16 protein-coding genes are annotated in these 17,185 nt (G+C 46.8%); 11 read left to right on the top strand and 5 right to left on the bottom strand.

All coding sequences use genetic code 11. The features are described from left to right. Both V6D44_RS18175 and V6D44_RS18180 read right to left on the bottom strand, forming a co-directional pair. Nucleotides 1-951 (bottom strand): NAD-dependent epimerase/dehydratase family protein, encoded by a 951-nt coding sequence (locus tag V6D44_RS18175; RefSeq protein WP_202329143.1) that lies wholly within the window; start codon nt 949-951, stop codon nt 1-3. Further along, a complete protein-coding gene (locus tag V6D44_RS18180; protein ID WP_253268508.1) occupies nt 948-2,234 on the bottom strand; it encodes a UDP-glucose dehydrogenase family protein in 1,287 nt (428 codons plus the stop codon). Before V6D44_RS18180 ends, V6D44_RS18175 begins: the two co-directional genes overlap by 4 nt. Nucleotides 2,235-2,405: 171 nt before the next feature. Here V6D44_RS18180 and V6D44_RS18185 point away from each other — a divergent pair, with 171 nt between their 5' ends. Beyond that, nucleotides 2,406-3,209, top strand: a complete 804-nt coding sequence (locus V6D44_RS18185; RefSeq protein ID WP_253268507.1) for a UTP--glucose-1-phosphate uridylyltransferase — start codon at nt 2,406-2,408, stop codon at nt 3,207-3,209. A 22-nt stretch (nt 3,210-3,231) separates the two neighbouring features. On the opposite strand, the gene V6D44_RS18190 is transcribed toward V6D44_RS18185, so the two are convergent. Continuing rightward, on the bottom strand, nt 3,232-3,951 hold the full coding sequence (locus V6D44_RS18190; protein ID WP_087992923.1) for a yteA family sporulation protein: 720 nt from the start codon (nt 3,949-3,951) through the stop codon (nt 3,232-3,234). A gap of 291 nt (nt 3,952-4,242) precedes the next feature. Between V6D44_RS18190 and V6D44_RS18195 the strand changes: the two genes are divergently transcribed. From V6D44_RS18195 to mntD, 10 genes are all read left to right on the top strand, one after another. Beyond that, nucleotides 4,243-5,658, top strand: coding sequence for an isochorismate synthase (locus V6D44_RS18195; RefSeq protein WP_333516789.1), 1,416 nt, complete (start codon nt 4,243-4,245; stop codon nt 5,656-5,658). Beyond that, a complete protein-coding gene (gene menD / locus V6D44_RS18200; protein ID WP_253268506.1) occupies nt 5,655-7,397 on the top strand; it encodes a 2-succinyl-5-enolpyruvyl-6-hydroxy-3-cyclohexene-1-carboxylic-acid synthase in 1,743 nt (580 codons plus the stop codon). The genes V6D44_RS18195 and menD overlap by 4 nt, the downstream gene beginning before the upstream one ends. Beyond that, on the top strand, nt 7,385-8,209 hold the full coding sequence (gene menH / locus V6D44_RS18205; protein ID WP_202329148.1) for a 2-succinyl-6-hydroxy-2,4-cyclohexadiene-1-carboxylate synthase: 825 nt from the start codon (nt 7,385-7,387) through the stop codon (nt 8,207-8,209). The genes menD and menH overlap by 13 nt, the downstream gene beginning before the upstream one ends. A gap of 34 nt (nt 8,210-8,243) precedes the next feature. Further along, a complete protein-coding gene (gene menB / locus V6D44_RS18210) occupies nt 8,244-9,062 on the top strand; it encodes a 1,4-dihydroxy-2-naphthoyl-CoA synthase (protein WP_010329489.1) in 819 nt (272 codons plus the stop codon). Nucleotides 9,063-9,152: 90 nt separating this feature from the next. Then, nucleotides 9,153-10,613, top strand: coding sequence for an o-succinylbenzoate--CoA ligase (locus tag V6D44_RS18215; protein ID WP_087992919.1), 1,461 nt, complete (start codon nt 9,153-9,155; stop codon nt 10,611-10,613). After that, nucleotides 10,610-11,725 carry an o-succinylbenzoate synthase gene (menC, locus tag V6D44_RS18220; RefSeq protein ID WP_087992918.1) on the top strand — a complete coding sequence of 372 codons (1,116 nt, stop codon included), beginning with the start codon at nt 10,610-10,612 and terminating at the stop codon, nt 11,723-11,725. Before V6D44_RS18215 ends, menC begins: the two co-directional genes overlap by 4 nt. Nucleotides 11,726-12,007: 282 nt before the next feature. Further along, nucleotides 12,008-12,928, top strand: a complete 921-nt coding sequence (locus V6D44_RS18225; protein WP_087992917.1) for a metal ABC transporter solute-binding protein, Zn/Mn family — start codon at nt 12,008-12,010, stop codon at nt 12,926-12,928. Between the two features lie 18 nt (nt 12,929-12,946). Beyond that, complete coding sequence (gene mntB / locus V6D44_RS18230) at nt 12,947-13,699, top strand: manganese ABC transporter ATP-binding protein MntB (RefSeq protein WP_087992916.1); 753 nt, start codon at nt 12,947-12,949, stop codon at nt 13,697-13,699. 5 nt (nt 13,700-13,704) lie between these two features. Continuing rightward, complete coding sequence (locus V6D44_RS18235; RefSeq protein WP_087992942.1) at nt 13,705-15,015, top strand: metal ABC transporter permease; 1,311 nt, start codon at nt 13,705-13,707, stop codon at nt 15,013-15,015. Then, the gene (mntD, locus tag V6D44_RS18240; RefSeq protein WP_202329153.1) at nt 15,005-15,892 is read left to right on the top strand and encodes a manganese ABC transporter permease MntD; all 888 of its coding nucleotides are present in this window, start codon (nt 15,005-15,007) and stop codon (nt 15,890-15,892) included. The genes V6D44_RS18235 and mntD overlap by 11 nt, the downstream gene beginning before the upstream one ends. Before the next feature lie 18 nt (nt 15,893-15,910). Here mntD and V6D44_RS18245 read toward each other — a convergent pair whose 3' ends face one another. Then, on the bottom strand, nt 15,911-16,069 hold the full coding sequence (locus V6D44_RS18245; RefSeq protein ID WP_087992914.1) for a DUF1540 domain-containing protein: 159 nt from the start codon (nt 16,067-16,069) through the stop codon (nt 15,911-15,913). A gap of 53 nt (nt 16,070-16,122) precedes the next feature. Then, the gene (locus V6D44_RS18250) at nt 16,123-17,163 is read right to left on the bottom strand and encodes a cytochrome d ubiquinol oxidase subunit II (protein WP_087992913.1); all 1,041 of its coding nucleotides are present in this window, start codon (nt 17,161-17,163) and stop codon (nt 16,123-16,125) included. Between the last annotated feature and the right edge of the window lie 22 nt (nt 17,164-17,185).

A 17,185-nucleotide genomic window follows, 5' to 3' on the forward strand; every position in this document is an offset into this window, starting at 1 on the left:
TCATTCCCCCTTATACAGCGACGATAAATAGGCGATTTCGTTAGCCAAACCATCGTTTAAGGATGTGGCGGGATCGTAATGCAAGAGCTGTTTTGCTTTTGAAATATCCGCCCACGTTTTTCTTGGTTCCCCTGCTACTTTGTCCGAGAAGTGCAGTGTTGCTTTTTTACCGGAAATGTCTTCAATGAGGGAAACAACCTTTAAGACTGAGGCACGTTCTCTGCCGCCGATATTCACTGTTTCACCAATAAGATGGGGGTTCCCAAGAACAGCGGTGATGCCTTTGACACAGTCGCTGATATAGGTGAAATCTCTTGACTGCTGTCCGTCACCGAAGATGGTGAGCGGCTTTTTCAGAAGGTGCTGTTTGATGAGCCGGTGAAATGCCATGTCCGGCCGCTGTCTCGGCCCATAGACGGTAAAGAAACGGAGAATCACAATTGGAATGCCAAAGCTTTGTTGATATACATGGCAAAGCTTTTCTCCCGTCAGCTTTGTTACCCCGTACGGAGATAAAGGATAAAGCGCCGCATCTTCACTGACTTTCCCTTGTTTTTCGCCATAGACGGAAGAGGTGGAAGCGAAGACGAACGCTTGAACCGGATGTTTTCGGCATGCCTCAAGGAGCCTTTGGAGCGCTTGGATATTATGTGCGGCATATGGGTGAAAATGATCGCCCCAGCTTGAACGGACACCCGGTATGGCTGCCAAATGAAAGATGACGTTCACATCTTCCAGCAAGGGAGAAAGATCTGCTGTCAGCAGATTTTCCTTTATGAACGTAAATCGTTTTTCTGGCAGCAGGGCATCAAGGTTTCTTAATTTTAAGGAAAATGGAGTCGGTCCGATAAAGTCGTCGATTCCGATAACGTGATGTGTTTCATCCTTCAGCAATTCTTCGCAGAGGTGGGAGCCGATAAATCCCGCTGCTCCTGTGACGAGTATTTTCATGGGCGGCCAACCCCCGTGCAGATCAGACCGCAAGCCTCCAGAGATTCTTTTTTCAATACGTTGCGCCCGTCGATCACCACACGCCCTTTCATGGTGCCTGCGGCCTTTTTCCAATCAATCGCTAAAAACTCGGGCCATTCTGTGGCCAAAAATAAAAAGTCACTTTCTTCTATCGCGTCAAAAGCTTGAGAATGCTGGGTCACACGTTGCCGCAAATGTTCTGGCAGAACAGCTTCAGGGTCATAAGCATGGACATCACACCCCAGATCTGTCAGCCTTTCCATCAGCCTGACGGCTTGAGAATTCCTAATGTCATCGGTATGAGGTTTGAAGGAAATGCCGAGTATAGCCGCTTTTTTGCCGTGAAGTGTATCGAAGAAAGATTTTATTTTTTTGACATACAGGCCGATCTGGGTGTCATTGATATGCTGAACGGCTTGAAGCAGGTAGGTCTCCGTGTTTTTTTCAATGGCAGCGAATTGCAGCGCCTGCAGATCCTTTGGAAAGCAAGAGCCGCCGTATCCAATGCCGGCCTGCAAAAAGTGCTCCCCGATTCTCGGGTCAAGTCCGATAGCGCGGGAAATATCTGTGATATCTGATTGGTAGGCTTCACATATGCGGGCCATTTCATTAATGAACGAAATTTTTGCTGCTAAAAAGAAGTTATTGGCATATTTAATCAGCTCTGCTCCTGCTAAACTTGTGATGATATAAGGGGTGTCAATGTGTTTGTAAATGGATTTGACGATTGCTGCCGATACGTGATCTCCTTTCTCAATACCGATAACTGTTTTGTCAGGATACAGCATGTCATGCAAGGCGCTGCCTTCCCGCAGAAACTCCGGATTGGATACGATGTTAAATGAATTTGCTGAAACGCCGGAGGCAATCAGCTGTTTTGCTATGTTTTCATTTGTCCCGGGGGGAACAGTGCTTTTCGTAATGATGGTTTTATACGATCGGATCGTCTGGCTCAAATCGCTGATAACGGACTGCAGCGCTTTCGTATCTGCTGATCCGTCCGAGCGCGGAGGGGTTCCGACTGCGATAAAAATGACGGGACATTCCTCCATGCTTAATTTCACTTCGGAAGAAAACGAGAGATTATCGCAATGATGTACTGCATCTGAAAGCCCAGGCTCGTAAAAGGGAATGTCTCCATTTTTCAGCTGCTCGATTTTTTTGACGTCTTTGTCTGTGCATATCATGTCATGTCCGATGGATGCCAGTGCCGCTGATAGGGTTAAACCGACATATCCGGCGCCAACCACGCAAATTTTCATCACCTGAGCTCCTTTACAAGATTACTGGTCATATATCAATATCCTATTAAAAAAGGGCTGGTTCGTGATTCCGTTTTCAGCCCAGTTGCATCTGCCTAATTTCAGGTGTACAAACATCGGGGTGCGGTCTTGGAATATCATGTAATAAACATGAGCTGAGGGGAAAATAACATGATAAAAAAAGCAATCATTCCTGCCGGCGGATTCGGAACGAGGAATCTGCCGGTGACGAAGGTAATTCCGAAAGAAATGTTTCCGGTAGGATCTAAACCCGTCATTCATTATATTGTGGAAGAGCTTAAGGAGTCAGGCATTGAAGATATTTTGATGGTTGTATCGAGCCATAAAAATCTGATTGTCGATTATTTTGATTCTTCTTTAGCGCTTGAAGCCTTTCTGGCCTCCCGGCAAAAACTGCATTTACTCAGCAAACATCCGGTTCCGGATATACGCATTCATTATGTGCGCCAGCCTTATGCAAAAGGTCTTGGCGACGCGATTTCTTTTGGAAAGCAATTTGCAGGCGAAGAGCCGTTTGCCGTCGTTTTGCCGGATGATCTGATCTTCTCCGCTAATCAGCCGGCCCTGGGGCAGCTGATTGAGGCGTATACGAAATATCAGTGCAGTGTGATCGGTTTAAAGGAAACAAAAACGGAGGATTTGCACCATTACGGTGTGATAAAAGGGGAATCTGTAGAAAAAGGGCTTTATCGCATTCAGGATATTGTGGAAAAGCCTAAACAAAACCCGCCATCTCATTTTGCCGCAGCAGGGCGTTATATTTTCACACCTGATATTTTTGATAAGCTGGAGACATTGGAAGCTGATGCCGGAGGAGAAGTGCAGGTAACGGATGCGATTAAATCTTCACTCGGGATATCGAACGTTTACGGAAAAATTTTGGAGGGCAATCGGTATGACATCGGACTGCAAAAGGATTATCTGAAGCTGATCACAGATATGCTGAAAACGTAAAAGAACCCCCATAACCGGGGGTTCAATCAGCGTGGAGATCGCCGAATGTTGTCATGATTCCCTCTTCGTCGAGTTCTTCCTCATAACGCTCATGGGCTCTGCTTTGATAAACGGTAATTTCTTTGCCTGTGATATCTGTAGCGATGAAATTTTCGTACGACTCTGTATTGCCGATATTTTCTTCGGCATTCATCGTCATATCATCATAGCTGAGCGGCGGGTTTTCCATATCCTGCGGTGTTGATGAATTTCCGTATTTTTCGACGTCTTGGTAAGAATCTTCACTGTCATATGGCGCTCTGATTTCTTCATCATCGTCAAATTCAAATTGCCCGAAAGGTGTTTCTTCTTCGATCGGACGGTCTTTAGAAATGATATCCTGTGACGAATACTCTGCGAGCGTCGTGGCGGTCGGGAGCGCTTCAAGACGTTCGTATGGAATTTCCTTTCCGCTGACTTCACAAATACCGTATGTGCCGTTTTCTATTGCCTTCAATGAATGCTCAATGTCCCGAAGATGCTCTCGTTCATGCAAGTCGAGAGCGATGTCTTTTTCCCGCTCATAAAGTTCGGTTGCATGATCTCCGGGGTGGTTGTCGTAAGCCGAAAGTTCCCCCATTGAATCATATGGAAAGGCTGAATTGAGCTGAAAATGGTCATTGTCTTTGAAACGGTTTAAGATATCCTCTTTTGTTTGTTCCAGTTCATGTTTCAAATGCTGAAGCTGGTCTTTTGTAAGCATTGTAATCGCCTCGTTTCTCTGTGATGCATACCTTTAGTATGAACAGATCGCCTGATAACTTTCATAAATGACAGGTGGAGGAATCTAGGAGATTTCCCTTAAATGGTAAGCGGATACAACCTTTGCTTTCAGCGGAGAAAGAAATTTAAGGTTTGTTTCTTTTTCATTTCTGTAATTAGGTTTATAATAGGTAAGGCAGGCCATTTGGACTGCATGATCTGTGTGTTTGACACAAAGGAGACACAGGTGTATGGTATTAAAAGCATTTTAAGGATTATGGAGGAATGCCTCATGGTGACAACGGTGCAGCGTACGTTCCGAAAAGGAGTTCTACATGCATTACATAAAGCCAAAGAAGTCAACCATGCTGTCTTAATAAGCTATTCGAGACAAATCGAGTCTCTTGACCCTCTATCATTTTTCAATTACGGAGCAAAAAAATATACAGGCAATCGATTTTTTTGGTCAGATCCTGAAAGTGAATTGACAATAGTCGGTCTTGGCAAAGAAGCGATTTTCCAGACAAATCAAAAAAACAGCGAGCGATATCGCGAGGTTTTTGACCAATGGGAGCGCTTTAAAAAGACGGCTTTTCATATTTGTGAAGAAGAAAAGCTGCAGCATTCTGCAGTGGGACCTGTGTTATTCGGAGGATTTTCTTTTGACCCTTGCGAAGAAAGAGGTACACAATGGGACCATTTCTCGGAAGGGGATTTCTTTGTGCCTGCGCTTATGCTGACGATGACTGCTGATGGCCCTTTCTTAACAGTCAACAGATGGGTAAGCGGAGAGGAAGACGCAGAAGGTGTTTTGGAAGGCTTAATTGCTTTTGCAGCGGAATTTATGGTTTCAGATTTAGATCAAAGAAATCAGGCTGTGATGGCGGCATCAGAAGAGCTGGATAAGGATGATTGGCTCAAAGCGATTGCAACGGCAACAAGCCAAATGAAAGAGAAACAATACGATAAAGTGGTTCTTGCCCGAGAGCTGCTGCTAACGTTTGACGGCCCGGTCCAAATTGAACCGGTGCTTAAAACGCTTCTGAACGATCAGCAGACAAGCTATGTTTTTGCAATCGAGCAGGAAGGAAAAACCTTTGTCGGCGCGTCTCCGGAAAGGCTGATCAAAAAAGACGGCAGCACTGTCATGTCTTCTTGTCTGGCCGGTTCCATTAGACGCGGCAAGGATGAAGAAGAAGACCGCCTCATAGGCCTTGAATTATTAAACGATAAGAAAAACCTGCTGGAGCATGATATTGTGGTCGGCATGATCCATGACGCTTTTGTATCAAGCTGTTCGGAGGTTGAAAAGCCTGGCGGACCTGTATTGTACAAAACAAAAAGTGTGCAGCACTTATTTACCCCGATTGTCGGTCAGCTTCGAGAGTCTGATTCGCTTTTTGACTTAATTGAGAAACTGCATCCCACACCGGCGCTTGGGGGGGCACCTCAGAAAAAAGCTGTTGAAGTGATCAGAGAGATCGAGCCGATGTCCCGCGGCTGGTATGCAGCTCCTATCGGCTGGATTGACAGCCAGAATAACGGGGAATTCGCAGTAGCCATCCGTTCAGGACTGATCGAGGGGAGCACAGCTAGGCTGTTTGCTGGGTGCGGCATTGTGGAAGACTCGGACCCGCAGTCTGAATATGAAGAAACGCAGATTAAATTGAAGCCGATGATCTCTGCATTAGGAGGTGTGAGGCGTTGACAGCCAACCCGATTACTCATTATATCGGAAGTTTTATTGATGAATTCGCCCTTTCCGGGATTACGGACGCCGTCGTTTGTCCGGGCTCAAGGTCTACACCGCTGGCTATTCTTGCAGCCGCGCATCCTGATATCAACGTCCATGTTCAAATTGATGAAAGATCTGCCGGGTTTTTTGCTCTCGGGCTGGCAAAAGCGAAGCAGCATCCCGTTCTTTTGATCTGCACATCAGGAACAGCCGCGGCTAACTTTTATCCGGCTGTGATTGAAGCCCATTATTCGAGAGTGCCCATTATTGTGTTAACTGCTGATCGGCCTCACGAGCTGCGCGAAGTAGGCGCGCCGCAGGCTATTAATCAGCACTTCTTATTCGGTAACTTTGTTAAGTTTTTCACAGACTCAGCTCTTCCAGAAGCGTCTCCGAATATGCTGAGATATATCCGAACGCTGGCCGGCCGCGCCGCCGGGGAAGCACAAAAGCGTCCAATGGGACCTGTGCATGTGAATGTGCCGCTGCGCGAACCGCTGATGCCGGATCTTTCGGATGAGCCGTTTGGAAGAATGAGAACAGGCCGTCACGTGTCTGTGAAAACGGGTACGCAGTCTGTAGACCGCGAATCTCTGTCTGATGTGGCTGCAATGCTGGCAGAGGCTGAAAAAGGAATGATCGTCTGCGGAGAACTCCACAGTGATACGGATAAGGAAAACATTATTGCGCTGTCTAAGGCGCTTCAGTATCCGATTTTAGCCGACCCGCTGTCTAATCTGCGGAACGGTGTTCATGATAAAAGCACTGTCATTGATGCGTATGATTCATTTTTAAAAGATGATGAGCTGAAGTCGAAACTGCGTCCTGATGTTGTCGTCCGTTTTGGGCCGATGCCTGTTACAAAACCGGTTTTCTTATGGCTTAAGGATGACCCGGCGATCGAGCAGATTGTGATTGACGAGGATGGAGGGTGGAGAGATCCGACACAGGCAAGCGCACATATGATTCACTGCAATGCATCCGTTTTTGCCGAAGCGATCATGACCGAACATGCTGACATGACCAGATCACCAGAATGGCTGGAAAAGTGGCAGTTTGTCAATGAGAGGTTCCGTGCGCATCTGCAAACAATCAGCAGTGAAGAGGTTTCGTTTGAAGGCAATCTCTATCGAATCCTGCAGCATCTTGTGCCTGAAAACAGCTCGCTGTTTGTCGGCAACAGCATGCCGATCAGAGATGTTGATACGTTTTTTGAAAAGCAGGAACGCCCTTTCCGGATTTATTCAAACCGGGGCGCAAATGGGATAGACGGTGTTGTCTCCTCTGCCATGGGGGTATGTGAAGGCACAAAAGCGCCTGTTACCCTCGTGATTGGCGATTTATCTTTTTATCACGATTTAAACGGACTGCTGGCGGCCAAAAAGCTGGGTATTCCTCTTACTGTGATTCTCGTGAATAATGACGGCGGAGGGATTTTCTCATTTTTGCCGCAGGCTTCTGAGAAGGCACACTTTGAAGATTTGTTCGGCACGCCGACAGGGCTTGATTTCAAGCATGCGGCTGCACTATACGGCGGGACGTATTCATGTCCGGCCTCATGGGATGAATTCAAAGCAGCTTACGCCCCGCAGGCAGACAAACCCGGACTCCATTTGATAGAAATCAAAACGGATCGCCAGTCAAGAGTCCAGCTTCATCGCGATATGCTGAATGAGGCTGTGCGGGAAGTGAAAAAACAATGGGAACTGTAAACATAACGGTTTCAGATGGTGTCCGATATGCTGTGACAGACGACCGGCCGAACGCTTCAGAAGCCGTCGTCTGTCTGCACGGGTTTACCGGCAGCAAACAATCATGGACTTTTCTTGATGGGATGCTGCCTGATTCCCGTTTGATCAAAATGGATTGTTTAGGGCATGGTGAAACAGATGCCCCGCTGAATGGGAAAAGATACAGCACAAGCCGGCAAGTTTCTGATCTTGTCGAGATGTTTGATCAATTAAAACTTCACAAAGTGAAATTGATTGGGTATTCTATGGGAGGAAGGCTTGCTTATTCGTTTGCGGCGGCTTATCCCGAACGGGTATCGGCACTTGTGCTTGAAAGCACAACGCCGGGGCTTAAAACGCTTGAGGAACGGCGGGATCGGATCATACGGGACCGGAAGCTTGCTGATTTTATTTTGCGTAACGGGATCAAAGCTTTTGTGCAGTATTGGGAGAGTATCCCTTTGTTTTCATCCCAGCAGCGGCTGGCTGAAGATATTCTGCACAGGATACGGTCGGGCCGTCTGCGAAACAATAAGGTTGGGCTTGCAAATAGTTTAACCGGTATGGGCACCGGTTCACAGCCTTCCTTGTGGAGCCGTGTAGAAGAAATAGCCGTGCCTGTGCTTCTGATCAGCGGGGAGTGGGACGAAAAGTTTTGCGCCATCAATCAAGAGGTGCATAAGAAGCTCCCATCTAGTAAAATAGAGATTGTTCCTGAAGCCGGACATACGGTACATGTGGAACAGCCGCGTATTTTTGGTAAAATAGTGAGTGAGTTTTTGACAAGCTTATAACTGGTTCACATGGAAAAATAGAGGAGGTCATATCATGGCTGTAGAATGGAAAACTGAACGGACATACGATGAAATATTGTATGAAACGTATAATGGTATTGCAAAAATAACAATCAACCGCCCTGAGGTACATAACGCGTTTACTCCTAAAACGGTTGCTGAAATGATTGATGCGTTTGCTCGCGCGAGAGACGATCAAAATGTCGGCGTTATCGTGCTTGCCGGTGCCGGAGACAAAGCCTTCTGTTCTGGCGGAGACCAGAAAGTGCGCGGTCACGGCGGTTATGTAGGAGACGACCAAATTCCGCGCTTAAACGTGCTGGATCTTCAGCGTTTAATCCGCGTCATTCCGAAACCGGTTGTCGCGATGGTGTCCGGATATGCGATCGGCGGAGGCCATGTGCTTCACATCGTATGTGACTTGACAATCGCTGCCGACAACGCGATTTTTGGACAAACAGGCCCTAAAGTGGGAAGCTTTGACGCTGGTTACGGTTCTGGCTATCTGGCTCGAATCGTAGGACATAAAAAAGCCCGTGAAATCTGGTATCTGTGCCGTCAGTATAACGCACAGGAAGCGCTGGACATGGGTCTTGTCAACACAGTCGTTCCTTTGGAACAGCTTGAAGAAGAAACGATTAAATGGTGTGAAGAAATGCTTGAAAAAAGCCCGACCGCACTGCGCTTTCTTAAAGCTGCGTTTAACGCGGATACAGACGGACTTGCTGGAATTCAGCAGTTTGCAGGGGATGCTACCCTTCTTTACTACACAACTGATGAAGCAAAAGAAGGCCGTGATTCCTTTAAGGAAAAACGCAAACCTGATTTCGGACAGTTCCCTCGTTTCCCGTGATCAGCAATACTTAGTCAACAAACAGCTTGAGACTTTGCGGTCCAAGCTGTTTTCTTTTCAATACAGACATTTTACCTCGGAGATGATGACATGCTGACAGAACAGCCCAATTGGCTCATGCAGCGGGCCCAGCTGACACCTGAGAGAATCGCTCTCATCTATGGAGACCAAACCGTGACATTTGCAGAATTGTTTGCGGCGTCTAAGCGAATGGCAGCGCAGCTTGCTGCTTATTCAGTTCGGAAAGGAGACACCGCGGCTATTTTGCTCCAAAACCGTGCAGAAATGGTATACGCCGTTCACGCTTGTTTTTTGCTTGGTGTTAAGGCGGTGCTTCTGAATACGAAGCTGTCAACACATGAAAGGCTGTTTCAGCTGGAGGATTCCGACGCCCGCTTTTTACTGACAGATTCAAGCTTTGACAAGCAAAATTATGAGCACATCGTTCAAATCATTGATGTGGACGAGCTTGCCAAAGAAGCCGCAGAGGAAATTGAAATCCAGGCCTATATGAAATTGGAAGAAACGGCAACGCTGATGTATACATCAGGTACGACAGGCAAGCCCAAGGGGGTTCAGCAGACATTCGGAAACCATTATTTCAGTGCGGTGTCATCCGCGCTTAATTTGGGTATAACAGAACAAGACCGCTGGCTTATCGCATTGCCGCTCTTTCACATCAGCGGATTGTCCGCGTTATTTAAATCTGTGATCTACGGAATGGCTGTCGTGCTTCACCAGCGTTATTCAGTAAGTGATGTGCTGGATTCTATCAACAGGCATCAAGTGACAATGATTTCTGCAGTGCAGACGATGCTGGCCAGTCTTTTGGCCGAAACAAGCCGCTGTCCTGAATCCATCAGATGTATTCTGCTAGGCGGAGGTCCTGCCCCGCTGCTATTGCTTGAGGAATGCCGTGAGAAAGGATTCCCTGTCTTTCAGTCATATGGAATGACAGAAACATGCTCGCAAATTGTGGCCCTGTCACCGGAATTCAGTATGGAAAAGCTCGGCTCTGCGGGTAAACCGCTGTTTTCATGTGAGATCAAAATAGAACGGGACGGACAGGCATGTGAACCGTTTGAACACGGTGAGATCTTGGTCAAAGGCCCGAATGTCATGAAAAGCTATTTTAACCGGGAGAGCGCAAATGAAGCATCCTTTCAAAATGGCTGGCTGAAAACAGGTGATCTTGGGTATTTGGACAGTGAAGGCTTTTTATATGTATTAGACAGGCGTTCAGACCTGATCATCTCAGGCGGAGAAAATATTTATCCGGCTGAGGTGGAATCAGTGCTGCTTTCACACCCTGCTGTGGCCGAAGCCGGTGTTTCAGGGGCTGAGGACAAAAAATGGGGGAAAGTGCCCCACGCCTATCTTGTCCTGCACAAGCCTGTAAGCGCAGAAGAATTGACCGCCTACTGCAAAGAACGTTTGGCGAAGTATAAAATTCCGGCGAAATTTTTTGAACTTGACCGCCTGCCGCGCAATGCGTCTAATAAGCTCTTGCGAAACCAGCTGAAGGATGCGCGTAAAGGAGAACTGTTATGATCGAAATAGAGAAAATTACGCTTTACCATTTGAGTATGAATTTAAAGAAACCATTTAAAAGCAGTATTGAAACGCTTCAAGAGCGTAAATTTCTGATCGTGGAAGCCATTGATACATCCGGTGTCACAGGGTGGGGAGAAGTATCTGCGTTCTCTTCGCCTTGGTACACCGAGGAAACCATTGGAACATGTTTGCACATGCTTAAGGATTTTTTTATTCCCAATGTTGTCGGACGTGAATTCAGTCACCCTTCCGACGTGCCGGACAGCCTGGCGCGCTATAAAGGCAACCGGATGGCAAAAGCGGGACTTGAATCGGCTGTCTGGGATATCTATGCGAAAAAGAAGGGCATGTCTCTCGCCGAGGCATTGGGCGGGACAAGAGATAAAGTCCCTGCCGGGGTGGTTGTCGGCTTGGCGCCACTTGACGATATGCTGAAGGAAATCGAGAGTTATCAAAAAGAGGGTTATCGACGAATAAAAATTAAAATTCAGCCTGGACAGGATGTGGAATTGGTCAAGGCCATCCGCAGCCGGTTCCCAAACATTCCGCTCATGGCCGACGCCAATTCTTCCTATGAGCTGAAGGACATCAGCCGGTTAAAGGAGCTTGATGAATATCATTTAATGATGATTGAGCAGCCTCTGCAAGCTGATGACATCGTTGACCACCGCCACTTGCAGAAACATTTGAAAACCGCCATTTGCCTTGATGAAAGTATTTGTTCATTTGATGATGCGAGACGGGCGATTGAGCTCGGAAGCTGCAAAATCATTAATATTAAGCCTTCCCGTGTCGGCGGCTTAACAGAAGCCTTAAAAATTCATGATTTATGCAGAGAGCATCATATGCAGGTTTGGTGCGGCGGAATGCTGGAAACAGGCATATCAAGAGCGCAGAACGTGGCGCTGGCTTCACTGCCGCAATTCACAATACCTGGGGATATATCCTCATCCTCACGCTATTGGGATGAGGATATTGTGACCCCGGATATCCGTATTGATAATGGATTTATTTCTGTGTCCAAACAGCCTGGTTTAGGGGTTGAAGTGAATCAGGATATTATGCGAAAATATGTGACTAAAATGGATGTTTTCACGCAGCATGGATAAGAAAAAAACATTTTGCCATTTTGAGAGAATGTCAATGTGCTGTTATAGTAAAAGCGTTCGTTGAATACATCCCTTCTCGTTTGGACCGGCTGCTGACCCAGCCGGTTTTTTTGTATGCAAATTACGCTTGACAAAAGTGGACAAACGCGATATTTTTGCATTAAGGAAACTTTTTGTCTCGTTTAAACAAAATATGCTTTTGTCTAATTTTATGTCACATGTCTAAGAAATGAAAACATAAGATAATACAATCTGACATTGATGGCAAAGAGGAGGGAAAATATGAAAAAGAGACTGATGTCAGCAGTGCTTTTGTCCTGCATTGCCTTAACGGGATGCGGGACGGATTCAGCCGGAAAAAGCGCTGACAAGCGCCTGCAGGTAACGGCAACAACATCCCAAATTGCCGATGCAGCCGAAAACATCGGAGGAAAACATGTGAAAGTGACCGCTTTAATGGGACCGGGAGTCGATCCGCACCTTTATAAAGCGTCACAAGGCGACACGAAAAAATTGATGTCAGCCGACGTCGTTCTGTACAGCGGATTGCACTTGGAAGGGAAAATGGAGGACATTCTTCAAAAGATCGACGAACAAAAACAAACAGCGGCTGTCACTGAGGCCATACCGAAAAACAAGCTTATTTCCGCCGGAGAAGGCAAAATGTTTGATCCGCACGTTTGGTTCAGCATTCCGTTATGGATCTATGCGGTGGATGAAATTGAAGCGCAATTCAGCAAAGCGATGCCTGAGCATGCGGAAGATTTTAAGAAAAAGGCCAAAGAGTACAAAGAGGATTTGCAATATTTAGATAAATGGTCACGTCAAGAGATTGCGAGCATTCCGGAGAAAAGCCGTGTACTGGTCACCGCTCACGATGCCTTTGCGTACTTTGGGAAAGAGTACGGATTTCAAGTGAAAGGCCTGCAGGGGCTAAGCACAGATTCTGATTACGGATTGAAGGATGTTCAGGAGCTGGTCGATCTCCTGACAGAAAAACAAATAAAAGCTGTTTTTGTCGAAAGCAGCGTATCTGAAAAATCAATAAATGCAGTGGCGGAAGGGGCTAAAGAAAAAGGCCATACAGTCACAATCGGCGGTCAGCTCTATTCGGATGCCATGGGTGAAAAGGGCACAAAAGAAGGCACATACGAAGGGATGTTCCGCCACAATATCAATACAATTACCAAAGCGCTTAAATAAAGAAAAGAGGTGATGGATATGTTTCCTGTTGAGCTCGAAAATGTAACGGTCGCTTATCATAAAAAGCCTGTTCTGCAGGACATTTCACTGCAGGTGCCTGAAGGAAAGCTAATTGGCATTATCGGTCCAAACGGCGCGGGAAAATCAACCTTGATCAAAACCATTCTCGGTCTTGTGCCCCGGGCTTCAGGAGACATCTCTATTTACGGCAAAGACTATAAGAATCAACGGACAAGAATCGGATACGTTCCGCAGCGCGGATCAGTTGACTGGGATTTTCCCACAAACGCGCTCGATGTCGTGCTGATGGGGCGATACGGCCGGATTGGCTTATTGAAAAGGTCCAAAAAAGCTGATGTGGAAATGGCGAAAGCCGCTTTAGACAAAGTAGGAATGCTTGATTATGCGAAAAGGCAGATCAGCCAGCTGTCAGGAGGCCAGCAACAGCGGGTGTTTCTTGCCCGGGCGCTATGCCAGGACGCCGATGTTTATTTTATGGATGAACCGTTTGCCGGCGTTGATGCAGCGACGGAGCGGGCCATTATGACGCTTTTGGCAGAACTCAAAGAAAAAGGGAAAACAGTGCTTGTCGTCCACCATGATCTGCAGACTGCCGAGGATTATTTCGATTGGATCTTACTGTTGCATTTAAGAAAAATCGCTTTCGGGCCGGCAGAGAACGTTTTTACGATCGACAACCTGCAAAAAACGTATGGAGGAAGGCTGACTTTTCTAAAAGATAAAGTGCTGGCAGAAGGACTTAAGGGGTGAGCGCATTGTTTGAAAGTTTGTGGCTGCAGCTCCAGCATCCGAATACACAGTGGGTGCTGGCGGGTACGCTTTTGCTCGGAGCGGCAAGCGGGGTTTTGGGCAGTTTTGTGCTTCTGAGAAAGCAAAGTTTAATCGGTGATGCGATGGCCCATTCAGCTCTGCCGGGAGTGTGTCTCGCTTTTCTGTTCACCGGGCAAAAATCACTGCCTTTCTTTTTGCTTGGGGCAGCAATTGCCGGGCTGCTTGGAACGTGGTGTATTCAGCTGATTCCGCGGCTTTCAAAAACAAAAGAGGACTCGGCGATCGGGATTGTTCTCTCGGTGTTTTTTGGCGTCGGAATCATATTGCTGACATATATTCAGCAACAAGGGACGGGAAGCCAAAGCGGGCTTGATTCTTTTTTATTCGGCCAGGCGGCTTCATTGGTCAGGCGGGATATCATGCTGATTGCAGGAATATCCGCAGTTTTATTGCTGCTTTGTATTGTTTTCTTTAAGGAGTTTACATTGATTACTTTTGATCTAGCGTTTGCAAAGGGATTGGGAATGCCGGTGCGTTTTTTAAACGGGCTTTTGTCTTCCCTGATCGTCTGTGCTGTTGTTATCGGGCTTCAGACAGTTGGGGTGATTTTAATGGCAGCTATGCTGATTACGCCTGCCATAGCTGCAAGATATTGGACCGAGCGATTAACCCGAATGATGGTCATTGCCGGTTTCATAGGCGGTGTAAGCGGCGTAGCCGGAACCTTGCTTAGCACGACGATGAAGGGTATGGCGACAGGGCCATTAATGATCTTATCAGCAACGATGATCTTTCTATTTTCAATGATCTGCGCGCCAAAGCGTGGATTGGCAGCAAAAGCAATAAGGCTGATCAGGCTGCGGCGCAAAACAAGCCGGGACCAGGTGTTGCTGACGATTTACGAGCAGTATGAAAAGAACGATCTTTATGTAACGGCTGAAGGTGTAAGAAAGAAAAGGCGGCTATCCCCTTCATTATGCCATAAGGTATTGAATGAATTAGAAAAAGAGCGATGCATCGTGCGTGTTGAAAATGGGATTTGGCAAATGACACGAGCTGGAATAGAAAAAGGCTATCACATCGCTTTGAAGCATCGAATGTATGAAGTGTACCTCATGCATGAAATGGAGCTAGCGAATATAGAATTCGATCAGGAGCATTTTGTCCCGGATCGTTTGCCTGAGGAAACGAGAGAGCGGCTTTTTTCACTCTTAAAGCTGTATGGACGGATGCCTGAGCTTCAAAAAAAAGCATCTTCTGATTCAGAGAAGGGACAAATCGCAAATGAGTTTTGAAGCGTGGATAATAGCTACTGGTGTATTAGTCGGTGTAAGCTGCGCGCTGATCGGCACCTTTCTTGTGTTGAGAAGAATGGCGATGCTGGCCGACGCGATCAGCCATACAGTGTTGCTTGGCATCGTCAGTGCTTTTCTTGTGACAGGAAGTCTTGACGGGATACCTATGTTTATCGGCGCGGCCGTATCTGGATTGTTAACGGCATTTTTGGTTCAGCTTCTCCACAGCAAGGGGGTTCAATCAGATGCCGCTATAGGCGTTGTTTTTACATCTTTATTTGCGGTGGGCGTCATTTTGCTATCTGTGTATGGAGCGAATGTCCATCTCGATATTGAGCACTCGTTGATGGGAGAAATCGCTTTTGTGCCGTGGAATACGATCACGATATTCGGAGCTGACATCGGGCCGAAAGCGTTTTGGATGCTGGCATCTGTTTTGGTTTTAAATGTAGTGTTGATCAGTGTGTGCTATAAGGAGTTCAAAATCGCTTCGTTTGATCCGCAAATGGCTTTAGCGCTGGGGATACCCGTGTTGCTGATTCATTATGTGCAAATGGGCATGCTCTCACTCACGACCGTTGCTTCTTTTGATTCGGTGGGGGCTGTATTGGTTGTGGCTATGCTGATTGTCCCGCCTGCTGCGGCTCATTTGCTGACAGACCGGCTGCTGTATATGCTGATTCTCAGCGCTGTGATTGGAGGGCTGTCGGCTGTCATGGGCTATTTCTTCGCAACGTGGCTTAATGTTTCGATTTCCGGAGCGATGGCGGCCATGACAGGTGTATGGTATGCAGGCGCCTTATTGTTCTCACCTGCAAACGGGGTCGTGACAAAAAAGATAAGAACACTGAACATGCGAAAAGAAAGAGCTGGCTGATGCAGCTCTTTCTTTTGATTACAAATCATGCGGCTTAAACGTTTTACAGTCGGTTTCCCGGCTGTTGTCAGCCGTATCACCAGTATGGCTGACCACATAAATGGCATCAGCGGTGCACTTGTTTCCTTTGCCCCAATAAGAACAGTTGTTGACTTCGCATAGAATTTTCTGCTCCATGCCATCCCCTCCTTATAAAGGTTCTGGCTTAGTATAGCCGGCAGACTTGTCCTCTATTCCTCCTGGCGGATATAACGCTTATCCCTCATAAACATTTTCCAGAAGAAAAAGAAGCCGGGAAAAAGGATGATAAATGCAACGATATACGTCGCAAACAGCGCTCTGAACGTTGCCGGCTCTGTAAAACCCGACATGATTGTCACATCAGGGTAAATCATGTACGGAAGATGCGCCCGCCCGTACGCGTAGCTGGCGAGAAAATACTGTACCGCAATCGCGACAAGTGCTAGCCGCGGTTTGCCGATGTTTTGGCCAAAGCTCTTGTTAGGCAGAAAAAGAGCGATTCCCGCAATGACAAATGTAATAAACGATGCAATTATCCAGGAGAGATCATTCATCATGCCGCTATACAGCCAGTTGGCTTCATTTCGCATTGTCAGCATAATGCATATAGCAAACAGGAGTGAAATCGGGCCGGTAATCAAGGCGCTTTTTCTGTAAGCGCTGTACGCATCCTGTTCCTCCGCTACATTTGAAAAATCAGCAAGCAGAAGCGAGGACAAAAATAAAGTGCTTAAAATCGCAAACCCCATGAATGAATAGGCGTTCGGGCTTGAAAAGATTTTAGACATATTCAAATTATAGATTCCGTCCGTTTTTTCGATAAACCCTCCGTGTGTCACAGGGAGAACCAAAATTAATATAGCCGGGATGAGAAAACCGGAGATTCCGGAAATATATCTTAGCGTTTTTCGTTCTTTCGCTGTGTTTGAAAAAACGAGAAAGCCGCTTCGGATCGCTAAAAACAGTAAAATCATGCTGCCGGGAATTAATAAAACAGTTCCGAGCACAAATGTCGCGCCCGGAAAAAAGCTGAAAAGCGCCACGACGATGGCCACAATAAAGACGTTTGTGACCTCCCAAGTCGGGGACAGAAATCGGTTCGCAATATCGGTGGCCTTCATGTGCTCCTTGTTTAAATAGATCATAGACCAAAATCCCGCTCCGAAATCCATTGTCGCCATGACGGCGTAGATAAACACAAAGCCCCAGATAATTGAAATGGCGATCAGAGCGTCAGTTGTAATGTCCATTTGTCGATCTTCCTTCCGTTTG

Source organism: Bacillus sp. 0209A (assembly GCF_036765095.1).
Taxonomy (GTDB): Bacteria; Bacillota; Bacilli; order Bacillales; family Bacillaceae; genus Bacillus; species Bacillus subtilis_G.

Coding starts and splice junctions, on each gene's coding strand:
- menB (WP_010329489.1), top strand. CDS start 8,244: ATGGCTGTAGAATGGAAAACTGAACGGACATACGATGAAATATTGTAT.
- V6D44_RS18180 (WP_253268508.1), bottom strand. CDS start 2,234: ATGAAAATTTGCGTGGTTGGCGCCGGATATGTCGGTTTAACCCTATCA.
- V6D44_RS18185 (WP_253268507.1), top strand. CDS start 2,406: ATGATAAAAAAAGCAATCATTCCTGCCGGCGGATTCGGAACGAGGAAT.
- V6D44_RS18195 (WP_333516789.1), top strand. CDS start 4,243: ATGGTGACAACGGTGCAGCGTACGTTCCGAAAAGGAGTTCTACATGCA.
- menC (WP_087992918.1), top strand. CDS start 10,610: ATGATCGAAATAGAGAAAATTACGCTTTACCATTTGAGTATGAATTTA.
- V6D44_RS18175 (WP_202329143.1), bottom strand. CDS start 951: ATGAAAATACTCGTCACAGGAGCAGCGGGATTTATCGGCTCCCACCTC.
- mntB (WP_087992916.1), top strand. CDS start 12,947: ATGTTTCCTGTTGAGCTCGAAAATGTAACGGTCGCTTATCATAAAAAG.
- V6D44_RS18190 (WP_087992923.1), bottom strand. CDS start 3,951: ATGCTTACAAAAGACCAGCTTCAGCATTTGAAACATGAACTGGAACAA.
- mntD (WP_202329153.1), top strand. CDS start 15,005: ATGAGTTTTGAAGCGTGGATAATAGCTACTGGTGTATTAGTCGGTGTA.
- V6D44_RS18250 (WP_087992913.1), bottom strand. CDS start 17,163: ATGGACATTACAACTGACGCTCTGATCGCCATTTCAATTATCTGGGGC.
- V6D44_RS18245 (WP_087992914.1), bottom strand. CDS start 16,069: ATGGAGCAGAAAATTCTATGCGAAGTCAACAACTGTTCTTATTGGGGC.
- menH (WP_202329148.1), top strand. CDS start 7,385: ATGGGAACTGTAAACATAACGGTTTCAGATGGTGTCCGATATGCTGTG.
- V6D44_RS18225 (WP_087992917.1), top strand. CDS start 12,008: ATGAAAAAGAGACTGATGTCAGCAGTGCTTTTGTCCTGCATTGCCTTA.
- V6D44_RS18215 (WP_087992919.1), top strand. CDS start 9,153: ATGCTGACAGAACAGCCCAATTGGCTCATGCAGCGGGCCCAGCTGACA.